At 67.7% G+C, this 11,952-nt stretch carries 11 protein-coding genes; 5 read left to right on the forward strand and 6 right to left on the reverse strand.

The window, feature by feature from the left end:
* Window position 1 precedes the first annotated feature (1 nt).
* The 5 genes from IE075_RS04030 to IE075_RS04050 all read right to left on the reverse strand — a co-directional run bounded on the left by IE075_RS04030 (window position 2) and on the right by IE075_RS04050 (window position 5,485).
* Complete coding sequence (locus tag IE075_RS04030) at window positions 2-1,324, reverse strand: acetylglutamate kinase (RefSeq protein WP_189453532.1); 1,323 nt, start codon at window positions 1,322-1,324, stop codon at window positions 2-4.
* A gap of 56 nt (window positions 1,325-1,380) precedes the next feature.
* Window positions 1,381-2,475 (reverse strand): acetylornithine deacetylase, encoded by a 1,095-nt coding sequence (locus IE075_RS04035; RefSeq protein ID WP_189454782.1) that lies wholly within the window; start codon window positions 2,473-2,475, stop codon window positions 1,381-1,383.
* A 20-nt stretch (window positions 2,476-2,495) separates the two neighbouring features.
* Window positions 2,496-3,731, reverse strand: a complete 1,236-nt coding sequence (locus IE075_RS04040) for an argininosuccinate synthase (protein ID WP_189453534.1) — start codon at window positions 3,729-3,731, stop codon at window positions 2,496-2,498.
* A gap of 37 nt (window positions 3,732-3,768) precedes the next feature.
* Window positions 3,769-4,785, reverse strand: a complete 1,017-nt coding sequence (locus IE075_RS04045) for an N-acetylornithine carbamoyltransferase (protein WP_189453536.1) — start codon at window positions 4,783-4,785, stop codon at window positions 3,769-3,771.
* 262 nt (window positions 4,786-5,047) lie between these two features.
* Window positions 5,048-5,485: a hypothetical protein gene (locus tag IE075_RS04050; RefSeq protein WP_189453538.1), complete on the reverse strand. Its 438-nt coding sequence runs from the start codon at window positions 5,483-5,485 to the stop codon at window positions 5,048-5,050.
* A 142-nt stretch (window positions 5,486-5,627) separates the two neighbouring features.
* Here IE075_RS04050 and cysS point away from each other — a divergent pair, with 142 nt between their 5' ends.
* The 3 genes from cysS (at window position 5,628) to IE075_RS04065 (ending at window position 8,750) form a co-directional block, all read left to right on the forward strand.
* Window positions 5,628-6,995: a cysteine--tRNA ligase gene (gene cysS / locus IE075_RS04055; protein ID WP_189453540.1), complete on the forward strand. Its 1,368-nt coding sequence runs from the start codon at window positions 5,628-5,630 to the stop codon at window positions 6,993-6,995.
* A gap of 70 nt (window positions 6,996-7,065) precedes the next feature.
* Window positions 7,066-7,503, forward strand: coding sequence for a SufE family protein (locus IE075_RS04060; protein ID WP_189453541.1), 438 nt, complete (start codon window positions 7,066-7,068; stop codon window positions 7,501-7,503).
* A complete protein-coding gene (locus IE075_RS04065) occupies window positions 7,482-8,750 on the forward strand; it encodes an MFS transporter (RefSeq protein WP_425489352.1) in 1,269 nt (422 codons plus the stop codon). The genes IE075_RS04060 and IE075_RS04065 overlap by 22 nt, the downstream gene beginning before the upstream one ends.
* 212 nt (window positions 8,751-8,962) lie before the next feature.
* On the opposite strand, the gene dksA is transcribed toward IE075_RS04065, so the two are convergent.
* Complete coding sequence (dksA, locus tag IE075_RS04070) at window positions 8,963-10,051, reverse strand: RNA polymerase-binding protein DksA (RefSeq protein ID WP_189453545.1); 1,089 nt, start codon at window positions 10,049-10,051, stop codon at window positions 8,963-8,965.
* Window positions 10,052-10,329: 278 nt separating this feature from the next.
* Between dksA and yidD the strand changes: the two genes are divergently transcribed.
* Complete coding sequence (yidD, locus tag IE075_RS04075) at window positions 10,330-10,593, forward strand: membrane protein insertion efficiency factor YidD (protein ID WP_189453547.1); 264 nt, start codon at window positions 10,330-10,332, stop codon at window positions 10,591-10,593.
* Window positions 10,593-11,939 (forward strand): dihydroorotase, encoded by a 1,347-nt coding sequence (locus IE075_RS04080; RefSeq protein ID WP_189453548.1) that lies wholly within the window; start codon window positions 10,593-10,595, stop codon window positions 11,937-11,939. Before yidD ends, IE075_RS04080 begins: the two co-directional genes overlap by 1 nt.
* Window positions 11,940-11,952: the final 13 nt, after the last annotated feature.

Genomic DNA, 11,952 nt, shown 5'->3' on the forward strand with positions numbered 1-11,952 from the left:
CTCAATCCTCGAGCGTCGCGCGCCGGGCATCGCAGTGGGCGACGCAGCGCCCCACCCGGTCGATGCTGTCTTGCCCGTACCAGAACACATCCCAGGTCTCGCGCTTGATGCAGCCGTCGGATTCGGCGAAATAGAACGCATTGACCGGATTGCCGCTCCGGGAACGCCAGAACAGGCTCGGCGTTTCTTCGCGCATGACCTGCCAGACCGCGCGGCCGAGCCCTTCGCCCTGCGCCTCGTCGAGCACCGCGAATTTGTCGAGATACGGCCCGTCCGCCTCGTCGGTGATGATCACCGCCGCGCGGTAGTGCTCGCTGACATAGGCCCGCAGCAGCGGGGTGGTCTCGAAGTAGCCAGGCAGCAGCCTCCGGCCAAAGGCGGACTCGATGAGTTCGCGCAGCCGCCGCAGGTCGAGCGCATCCCACGATGCGGCACGCAGCACGCGCTCGCCGCGGCGAACGAGCGTGCCCGAGCCCTTATGGGTGAACAGCTCCTTCGCCAGCTCCGCCGGCCGCGTAATCGACACCGACGAGGCCGAGGGCAGGCCGTCGAGCAGGTCCTTGATCTGTTGCAGCTTCACGCGCATGCCGCCGTTGATCCACGGCTGCGCGCAAAGATGCTCGTACTCGGTCGACAGATTGATCGAGTCGATCACGCGGCCGTCGGCATCGAGCAGCCCGCCCGTGCCCGTCAGGAACACGATCTTGTACGGCTGCAGCACCTGCACCAGCTCGTTCGCCGCGAAGTCGGCATTGACGTTGAGGATCTGCCCGCCCGCGGTTTCGCCGAGGCTTGCGATGACCGGGATCGAACCCGCCTGCAGGCTCGCCTGGATCGGCGCGAGGTTCACGCGCTTGACCTCGCCGACGAGGCCGTAGGTCTCGCGGTCGAGATACTCCGCCTCGAACACGCCCGACACGATCGACGTCGCGCGCGCATCGCTGCCGTGAAGTGCTTCGACGAGCCGCAGGTTCTGCGCATGGAAGACGCGGCGCACTACGGCGAGCGCCTCGGGCGAGGTCACACGAAGGCCATTGACCGTCTGCTTCTCGATCCCTGCAGCGCCGAGTTCCTCGTCGAGCTGTGGGCCGGCGCCGTGCACGACGATCGGTGTAAGACCGACGTCCTGCAGGAACGCGAGCGACGAGGCGAGCGCCTCGAGGTCGTCACGCAGCACCGCGCCGCCCACCTTGACCACAGCAAAGCGTGCCGCGTCGAGTTGGGAAAAGCGCTTGAGGTACTGCGTGATTTCCTTTGCGCTGCCCATGCTCGAGAGCAGGCGTACGATGGTCTGGCGGGTCTGGGGGTCGTGGACGTGGTGCATGCGGGGCATCGGGACCAGGCCGGCTTGCGCGGGCAGAGGAAGCGGGACAACGGCGCTCACGAGGGCTCGCCGCCGAGGATGCGGACGATGGAGCGCGCATAGCGGTCGAGCTGCTCGAGCGCGACCCATTCGTCGGCGGTGTGCGCCTGGGCGATGTCGCCGGGGCCGTAGACGATCGCGGTGAGGCCGGCCGCGGAGAACAGCGAGGCCTCGGTCCAGAAATCGACCGCGTTGCCGATCGGCAGGTCGAGCGCATCGGCGAGGTCGCGTGCGTCCAGACGGCGCTGTTCGGCATCGGCGACGTCGCCGGCCGGCAGCGGCGGGCCGCGGAACGTCTCCTCGTAGCGCTCGACGGTGCCGAGCCTCGCAAGACCGCCAATTTTCTCGTGCAGCGCATCGATGGACATCGAGGGCAGCGGCCGGAAGCCGAATCGCACCTCGGCCTCGGGCGCGATCATGTTCGCCTTGATCCCACCTTCGACGCGTCCGATGTTGAAGCGCAGCCCCGTGAGCCCGCCGAAGCGGCGATGCGATTCGGACTCGACGAACGCGAGCGCATCCGCGCCCCAGCGCATCGCGTGGTGCAGTGCACTCGCGTGCAGCGCATCCGTGCCCGACGCGTGGCCGGCCGCGCCGCGGAAGCGCATCAGCACCGAGCTGATGCCCCGATGCGCGAGCACGGCCTCGCACTGCGTGGGCTCGGCGATGATCGCCTCCTCGAAACCGTGCTTGGACGCGATGAAGGCCCCGATGCAGCGCGCGTCATTCGCTTCCTCGTCGGTCGTGAACAGGTACGCCGCGTCGCCGTCAGTGACGGCCGCCGCCGCGAGCAGTCCGGCGGCCGCACCCTTGATGTCGCAGGCGCCGAGGCCGACCGCGCGCTCGCCGATGACGCGCAGGCGCAGCGGGTCGGCTGTCCACGCCGGCGACGCGGGCACGGTGTCGAGGTGCACGTTGAACACGCGGCGCGGTGTACCGCGCACGGCGAGCAGCGAGACCGCGCCGGCACCGTGATCGGTCACCGTGCAGTCGAAGCCCGGCAACTGCGCGCGCAGGTAGTCGAAGATCCCGTCGGTGCCGATCGCGCGCGGCGGATTGCGCGTGTCGAAACCGACAAGTGCGTCGAGGTGGTCGAGGACAGCGGGAAGCATCATCGTCGTGTCGCTCCGTTTCAGCCGCCCTGACCGCTGCGGTTCACCTCGGCCCACAGCACCGAGCTCATGCCGAAGAGCTTGATGAAGCCCTCGGCCTCTTCGACGCCCCAGTCCGCGGCCTGCGCATACGTCGCGCCCTTCGCGTTGAGGATGTGCGGCGAGTCGATCGCGACGGCGTCGACACGGCCGCCGAAGGTTTCGAGGACTACCTCGCCGTTCACCGTCGACTGGCTCGATGCGAGGAACGCCTCGAGGTTGGTCTTGAGCGGGTCGTGGAAAAAGCCTTCGTACACGAGCTCGACCCACTTGCGCGCGATCTCGGGCTTGAAGCGGTTCTGCTGCTTGCTTAGCACCGCCTCCTCGAGCGCACGATGTGCCGTCAACAGCGCGACGAGTCCCGGCGCTTCGAACACGATGCGGCCCTTCAGGCCGATTGTCGTGTCACCGGTGTACATGCCACGGCCGACGCCGTACTTCGCGAACACCGTGTTGAGCCTTGCGAGCAACTCGTGCCCGGCGATGCGCTCCCCGTCCAGCGACACCGCCTCGCCGTTCTCGAAGCCCACACGCACTTGCAGCGGCTGCGCCGGCCATTCGCTGCGCGGCGCGCACCAGCCGCGCGCGCCCTCACCCGGCGCCTGCCAACGGTCGATCTCGCCACCGGACATCGTCAGGCCGAGCAGGTTCTCGTTGATCGTGTACGCCTTCTGTTTGGCGCGCACGGCGAATCCGCGCCCCTCGAGATAGGCCTGCTCGTACGCACGCACCTCGGTGTGCTCCTTCTGGATCTCGCGGATCGGCGCCACGATGCGGTAGTCACCGAGCGCCTTGACCGCGAGGTCGAAGCGGACCTGGTCGTTGCCCATGCCGGTGCAGCCGTGGGCGATCGCGTTCGTGCCCAGCTCGGCGCAACGCTGCAGCGCTGCATCGACGATGAGGTAGCGGTCGGAGACGAGCAACGGGTACTGCCCCTGATAGCCCTCGCCCGCCCACACGAACGGCTTGACGAAGCCGGTCCAGATTGCCGGGCCTCCGCCGACGGTGACGTGCGACGACACGCCGAGTTCGGCGGCGCGTTGCTCGATGAAGGCACGCTCCTCGGCGTCCACGCCGCCGGTGTCGGCGAACACGGTGTGCACGGTCCAGCCCTGCTCCTGCAGGTAAGGCACGCAGAAGCTGGTGTCGAGGCCGCCGGAGAACGCGAGGACGATGTCGCGGGCCTGGGCGGCGAAAGTGGCGGTGGAGTCGGTCATGTCGGGTCCGGAGGCGAAGGAATAGTCGGAGTGCGGTTCAGCGCTGCGGCGCGTGGCGGATGAGGTCGGCCATGACCGCCTTCTGCACGTGCAGGCGGTTCTCGGCCTCGTGGATCGCGATGCAGCGCGGCGAATCCATGACCGCATCGGTGGCCTTGACGTTGCGGCGCAGCGGCAGGCAGTGGCTGAACACGCCGTCGTTCGTGAGCGCCATCTTTCGCTCGTCGACGATGAAGTGCTTGAACTCGTCGCGGATCGGCTTTTCCGCGTCCCAGTTGCCGAAGTACGGCAGCGCGCCCCAACTCTTCGCGTACACCACGTCCGCGCCGGAGTACGCGCTGTCGATCTCGTGGCTGACCTGCAGCGAGCCGCCGCTCTCGGCCACGTTCGCTTCGGCCCAGCCCATGTAGCGCTCGTCGAGCACGTATTCGGGCGTCGGGCATAACAGCGTCACGTCCATGCCGAGGCGCGTGGCGATCGTCAGCGCGGAGTTCGCAACGGCCGTGTTGAGCGCCTTGGGGTGATAGGTCCAGGTCAGCACGAATTTCTTGCCGCGCAGGTCGGTCGTGCCGAAGTGCTCCTGCAGCGCGAGCGCGTGGGCGAGTTCCTGACACGGGTGGGTAATCGTCTCCATGTTGATCACCGGCACCGGCGAGTACTTCGCAAAGCCCTGCAGCACGCGATCCCGCCGGTCGGCCGCCCAGTCCACGAACTTCGGAAACGCACGCACGCCGATCAGGTCGACGTAACGGCCGAGCACCTGCGCGACTTCCGCGATGTGCTCCTCGGCCTCGCCGTCCATAACGGTGCCGAAGTCGAACTCGATCGGCCAGGCGTCCTTGCCCGGTTGCAGCACGACGGCATGACCGCCGAGCTGGAACGCGCCCACCTCGAAGCTCGTGCGCGTGCGAAGCGAGGGGTTGAAGAACACGAGGGCGATGGATCGCCCCTTGAGCTGGTCGCCGAAGCGGCTGCGCTTGAACTCGGTGGCCTGCGCGAGCACAGCGTCGAGCTCGGCGCGGGTCCAGTCCTGGGTGTTGAGGAAATGGCGCATGGGTCGAAGGTCCTTGTGAATTCGAAGCGCCGGGCGAAAAACAAAAAAGCCCAGCGCGGTGGCTGGGCTTTTCGGATCGCACCGGGATTCGGTGCGCGAATGGCGAGACGCCGTTACCCAGCTCGGAGCGGGAACGGTCGACGCGCGCGCGAGGTCATGCCTGCCGCCATGTAGGCGGAGGTCAGGATGTCGGCGTCGGCGCGGAGGTGCGTCATGAGGGCGCGGATGCTCGCACGCGCATCCGCCCCGCGCAAGCCCTTCTTCACGGCGTGCGCACGCCCGGCATGACCGGAACGACTGAGACACGGATGCGCAGGCGGTTTCCGGGGTCTTCAGGCAGGCGCGAGCGGTACTTCGCACCGCGGTAGGTGTAGTCGACGTCGTAGGCGATGGGTCGACGGAACTCACGCGCGACCGGAACCGAGCGGCAGTTCTCCTCGCCCTCGGTCGTGCTCTGGTTGCGCCGCCAGGCGTCCTTGACCGCCCCGACGACGCGCGAGAGCTTGTTGTCGCCCTCGGGGTTCGGCGACTGGTCACACTGCGTTTCCATGCGGGTTGCCGTGAGCGTCTGGTAGACCGGCGTGACCCGCAGCACCTGCGCATATGCGAAGCGTACGTTCTCCGCCAGCAGCACCGTCGTCTGCTGCGCTTGCGCGGCGCTCGACAGCGCCAGCATGAGCAGCAGTGGCAGTGGACGCATTCGCGTCATCGGTGGGGGGCATCCCGTAGACAGGTTCATGAAGTGTATTCGCCAACGCCGTGTACGGCCTGAATCGGCGCTGTCGCCGGCCGATGCACATCGCACGATCGGTAGAATGGTGGAGGTCCACGACGGCTTCGCCATGACCCTGCATCTCTACAACAGCCTGACGCGCCGCGTCGACCCGTTCTCGCCGCTCGACCCGGCCCGGCCTACGATGTATGTCTGCGGCCCCACGGTCTACAACTACGTGCACATTGGCAATGCGCGCGGGCCCGTCGTGTTCGGCGTGCTCGCCGATCTGTTGCGCCGGCGATACGGTGCGCTGGCGTACGCGCGCAACATCACCGACGTCGACGACAAGATCAACGCGGCGGCCAGCGAAGCCGGGGTGCCGATCTCGACGATCACCGACCGCTTTGCCGCGGCGTATCGCGAGGACATGGCGGCACTCGGCGTGCAACTGCCCGACATCGAGCCGACCGCGACGGGCCACATCCCGCACATGATCGAGATGATCGGGCGGCTGATCGATGCCGGTCACGCGTACGCGGCCCAGGGGCACGTGCTGTTTGCGGTTGCGAGCTTCGAAGGCTACGGCAAGCTGTCGCGCCGCGACGTGGACGACATGCTCGCCGGTGCCCGCGTCGAAGTGGCGCCGTACAAGCGCGATCCGGGCGATTTCGTGCTTTGGAAGCCCTCCACCGAGGCGCTGCCGGGTTGGGACTCGCCGTGGGGCCGCGGCCGACCGGGCTGGCACATCGAGTGCTCCGCGATGGCGGCGGCTCACCTAGGCGAGACGATCGACATCCACGCCGGCGGCGTCGACCTGCAGTTCCCGCATCACGAGAACGAGATCGCGCAGAGCGAATGCGCGCACGGTGGCAGGACGTTCGCGCGCTGGTGGGTGCACAACGGCATGCTCAACTTCGGCGGCACGAAGATGAGCAAGTCGATCGGCAACATCGAAAAGGTGCACGATCTCGTGCGCGCGCACCCGCCGGAGGCGCTTCGCTACGCGCTGCTCAGCGCGCATTATCGCCAGCCGCTCGAGTGGTCGGCTGCGCTCATCGAACAGAGCGTGCGCACGCTCGACCGCCTTTACGGCACGCTGCGCGACCTTGTCGAGGTCGAATCGGCCACGGCGATCCCCGCATCGATCGAAGCCGCGCTCGACGACGACCTCAACACACCGCAAGCGCTGGCCGAGCTGTCGCGCATCGCCGGTGACGCGCGCAAGGCCGAATCCATCGAAGAGCGCGCACGGCTCAAGTCCGCGCTGCTCGGCGCCGGCCTTGCGCTCGGGCTGCTGCAGCAGGCGCCCGCCGAGTGGTTCGCACGTGGCGCCGCAGATGACGATGACGGACGCATCCAGGCCCTGGTCGACGAGCGGAACGAGGCGAAGCGCACGCGCGACTTCGCGCGGGCCGATGCGATCCGCGCGCAGCTTGCCGCGGAAGGCGTGCTGCTCGAGGACACACCCCAGGGCGTGCGCTGGCGCAGGGCCTGATCCGCGGTCCGACCGCCGACGTCGCGCCTGCCGCCTGCGCGGGCCATGCACGATCCTCCAGGAGTTCGACTTGAATCCCTCGCCTTTCCCACTCGAACCCACCGCCGTCGAGGCGCAGGCTGCGATCCGCGAGGAGTTCGCGTTCTTCTCCGATTGGTCCGAGCGGTACCAGTACCTCATCGACCTCGGCCGCAAGCTCCCGCCGTTTCCCGACGAGTGGCGCACGGAGGAGCATCGGCTCCAGGGCTGCCAGTCGATGGTGTGGATCGTGCCGCAAGGGGACGCCTCGAAGCTGGTGTTCCACGCGTCGAGCGATTCGGCGATCGTGTCCGGGCTCGTGTATCTCGCACTTCGGGTGTACTCGCACCGGAGCGCGGACGAGATCGTCGCAACGGAGGCTGACTACATCGGCGACATCGGACTGGCCAAGCACCTTTCGCCGAGCCGGAGCAATGGGCTCGCGGCGCTGCTCGCGTTCATCCGCGAATACGCACACCGGCAACGTTGAGCGCGGTGCCCGCCGGCGCGGCCGAGGTGCTGCGCAACCGCACCTTCCTCGTGCTTCTGGGCTACCGCATCCTCGCGATGCTCTCGTACCAGATCGTCGCGGTGACGGTCGGCTGGCACGTCTACGAACTCACGCGCGACCCGCTGTCGCTCGGGCTGATCGGTCTGGCCGAGGTGGTGCCGTACATCGGCTTCGCGCTTTTTGCAGGCTATGCGGTCGACCACCTGCCGAGGCGCAGACTCGGCATGGCCGCCTGCATCGGCCTGTTTCTGACGACGATGCTGCTCGCGGCGGTGGCGGCCGGCGTGTTGCCAGCGGGATTTGCCGGCCTGTCGACGCTCACGATCTACGCGGCCATCGCGCTCAACGGCGTGGTGCGCGCGTTTCTCGGCCCCGTCTACGTGTCGCTGTTCGCGCGCGTGCTGCCGCGCGAGCACTTCGCGCGCGGCGCAGGCATCGGCAGCGTCGTCATGCAGACAGGGCTGGTCGTCGGGCCGGCACTCGGCGGTGCCCTCGTTGGGTGGAGCGGCAAGACCACCGCCTACCTGGTCTCCGCAGGCTTCGCGCTCGCGGCCGCGGCAACCATTATTTCGCTGCGCATCCCGGATCCGCCGCCGCCCGAGCATCGCGCGCCGGTTCTGAAGAGCATCGGCGAGGGGCTGCGCTTCGTGCTTCGCCAACCGGTCGTGCTCGGCGCGCAGGCGCTGGACATGTTCTCGGTGCTGTTCGGCGGTGCGGTCGCCCTGCTGCCGGCCTTCATCAACGAGGTGGTGCACGAAGGGCCTGAAGCGCTCGGGATCCTGCGTGCGGCCCCGGCGGCGGGTGCGGTGATCGCCGGGGCCTGGCTTGCGCGCCACCCGCCGGAGCGCAACGCGGGTCGCCTGCTGCTGTTCGCCGTGGCCGGTTTCGGCCTGTGCATCATCGGGTTCGGGCTCTCGGACGTGTTCTGGCTGTCGGCTGCGATGCTCGCCCTGTCCGGCGTGTTCGACGGCATCTCCGTCGTGGTGCGATCCACGATCCTGCAGCTCGCAACGCCCGATGCGATGCGGGGGCGAGTTGCGTCGATCAACGGCATCTTCATCGGCTCGTCGAACGAGCTCGGTGCGTTCGAGTCGGGTGTTGCCGCACGGCTGATGGGGCTGGTGCCGTCGATCGTCTTCGGCGGCTGCATGACGCTCGTCGTCGTCGCAACTACCGCGCGTCTCGCACCGGCGCTGCGCCGCTTGAATCTGCGCGACCTGCACTGAGGGCCATCGCGGTCCACGGCTGTGGCCGCGCGGCCGCAATCCCGCCGCGCGCAGTCATGGCGTGTGCGTAGTGCTATCAAAGCGCGGCGGCCTCCGTGGATGACGCAGAGCAATGCCTCCGGGCCAGCGCCCCGTCCAGGCGGCATGTCTCCCCGCACAAACGACAAGCCCCGCCGGAGCGGGGCCTGTCGATCTCGGCGCTCGCAATCGCGTCAGTCGCCCATCTGCTTCTGCAGGTGTTCCCAGCGCTCCTGCGCGTCGATCGTGCGCTCGGCGGTGAGACGCGCTTCGAGGCGCTCCAGGCCGATTTCCTCGCCAGTGTCGACGCAGAAGCCGTAGTCGCCGGAATCGACGCGCTTGAGGGTGCTGTCGATCTTGCTGATCAGCTTGCGGTAGCGGTCGCGGGTGCGCAGCTCGAGCGAGTTCTCGGTTTCGCGCGTTGCGCGCTCCGCCTCGTCGCCGACATCGCGCACTTCGTCCTTGAGGTTCTCGATCGTCTGCTTCGATTCCTCGACGAGGTCCGTGCGCCACTGGATCAGGCGCTGGCGGAAGTACTCGAGCTGCAGCGGGCTCATGTACTCCTCGTCGGCTGCCGGGCGGTAGCCCTCTGGCACGATCGGACGGCCGGTGGCTTTGTCGGTCTTGAAGTCCACCTGACGGGGCTCGCCCTTCTTCTCGGTGTCCTGTGAACGCGCGGCGACGGCAACCGCCACCTTGCCCGCGGGCTTCGTGGCCGCGGCGGTCTTGGCCGGTGCAGCCGGCTTCTTGTTGGTCATGTCCTGTTCCTGAGCCTTGGGCGATGCCGCGCGGGACGCAGTGGCGGTCGCCGTTTTCTTCGCCACCGCCGGCGCGGACGCCTGGTTCGGTGTCGGGGTGGAGGTCGACGGGACCTTGGAGGCCGCCGTCTTTACGGGCGACGACGCGGACTTTGACGCATTCGCCGAAGTCTTCGTCGCCGCGGCGATCTTTTTAGAGGCCGGCGCTGGCGCCGACGTGGAAGCGCCGCTTTGAGCCGCCGATGCCTTCTTTGCCGGCACCTGGCCTGCCGCCGTCTTCTTGGCAGCCGCGGTCGTGGCAGGCGACTTCTTGGATGGCGCCTTGGTCGCCGGCGCTTGCTTTGCGACTGCTTTCTTCGCGGGCGCCTTTTTTGCCGCCACCTTGTTTACCGCCTTCGCCGCTTTTTTAGCGACTGCCTTCTTGACGACCTTTTTCGCGACGACCTTTTTCGCAGCCGGCTGCTTTGCAGGAGCGGCTTTCTTGGCGGCCTTGGCGGCCTTTTTCGCGGTTTTTTTGGCTGCCACGGGCGGCGTGTCCTTCTATTCCCTGGTGACGGGAAAGCGCGCTGTTATACCCTGCCGCGCCCCCTGCAGCAACCGCGCCGAATGGCACTCTCGCGAGCACCGCACGACGCGAAATACGACGGGAATCGCGGTCTTTCGCGGGTTGTCTACGCGCTGCGCAGCGACCTGGGCTGTATGCGGCGCTCCTGCTCTAACACGCGACCGGGCGCCCGCGGCGGCCATCGTCCACACTGGACGTTAATCGCGACGGATGCACCCTGTCGCCCATCATCGACCGCATGCATCAAGTCGCCGTGATCGAACGCATCCTCATTGCCATGCTGCGCGGCTACAAGCGGTGGATCAGCCCGCTGCTCGGGCCGCGCTGCCGGTTCTACCCCACGTGCTCGGCCTATGCGATGCAGGCCATCGCGCGCTACGGTGCTCTGCGCGGCAGCTGGCTCACTGCGCGACGCTTGTTGCGCTGCCATCCGCTGCACCCGGGCGGGCACGACCCCGTGCCGGCGCCTCCCCACTCCCACCCGCCGCAAGGAAACGACTGATGTCTTCCACCCTCATCGTCAATGCACGCCTGGTCAACGAGGGCCGCGAGTTCGATGGCGACCTGCGAATCGAAGACGGACGCATCGCGCGGATCGAGACCGGGCTGTCGGCGCGCGCGAACGAAACGGTCGTCGACGCGGTCGGTCGCCGCTTGCTGCCGGGCATGATCGATGACCAGGTGCACTTCCGCGAGCCCGGCCTCGAGTACAAGGCGGACATCGCGACCGAGTCCGCCGCTGCGGTCGCAGGCGGCCTGACGAGCTTCATGGACATGCCCAACACCTCGCCGCCCACCCTCGGACGCGATGCGCTCGAGGACAAGTACGCACGTGCACAGGGCCGCGCGTGGGGCAACTTCGGCTTCTACATGGGCGCGAGCAACGACAACCTCGAAGCGATACGCACGCTCGATCCGCTGAGCGCGCCGGGCATCAAGGTGTTCATGGGTGCGTCGACGGGGAACATGCTGGTCGATAACCCGGAGATCCTCGACGGCATCTTCCGGCACGCACCGACGCCGATCATCACGCATTGCGAAGACACCCCGATGATCGACGCCGAGCTCGCGCGTTACCGCGCGCAGTACGGCGATGACATCCCCGCCGCGTGCCACCCGGATATCCGCTCGCGCGAAGCGTGCATGAAGTCGACGCTGTTGGCGCTCTCGCTCGCAAAGCGCCACGGCACGCGCCTGCACGTGCTGCACATCAGCACCGCCGACGAACTCGCGCTGTTCGAAGCCGGCCCGCTCATCCGCGCCGACGGCACGCGCAAACGCATCACGGCCGAGACCTGCATCCACTTCCTGCGTTTCGATCGCGAGGATTACGCCACGCTTGGGCACCTCATCAAGTGCAATCCGGCGATCAAGGACGCGAGCGATCGCGAAGCGTTGATCCGGGCGGTCGCCGAGGACGTGATCGACGTTCTCGCAACCGATCACGCACCGCATCTGCTTGAAGAAAAAGCGAAGCCCTACACCGGCGCGCCGAGCGGGTTGCCGCTGGTGCAATACGCGCTCGTCGCCGCTCTCGAGCTCGTGCACGAAGGCCGACTCACGACGACGCAGGTGGTGCAGAAGTTCGCGCACGCGCCGGCGCAGTTGTTCGACGTCGCCGGCCGCGGTTACCTGCGCGAAGGTTACGCCGCGGATCTCGTGCTCATCGACGACACCCCGTTTACCGTGCGGCGCGAGGATGTGCTTTCGAAATGCGGCTGGTCGCCGTTCGAGGGCCGCACGTTCCATTCGCGGATCGCCGCGACCTGGGTCAACGGGCAGCTCGCCTGGGACGGGTCCCGACTGGTCGGCGAGCCCAACGGCGAGCGGCTGCGATTCGATCGGTGATCAACGTGAAGTC

The organism is Cognatilysobacter bugurensis (genome assembly GCF_014652095.1).
In the GTDB taxonomy this organism is placed as follows: Bacteria; Pseudomonadota; Gammaproteobacteria; order Xanthomonadales; family Xanthomonadaceae; genus Cognatilysobacter; species Cognatilysobacter bugurensis.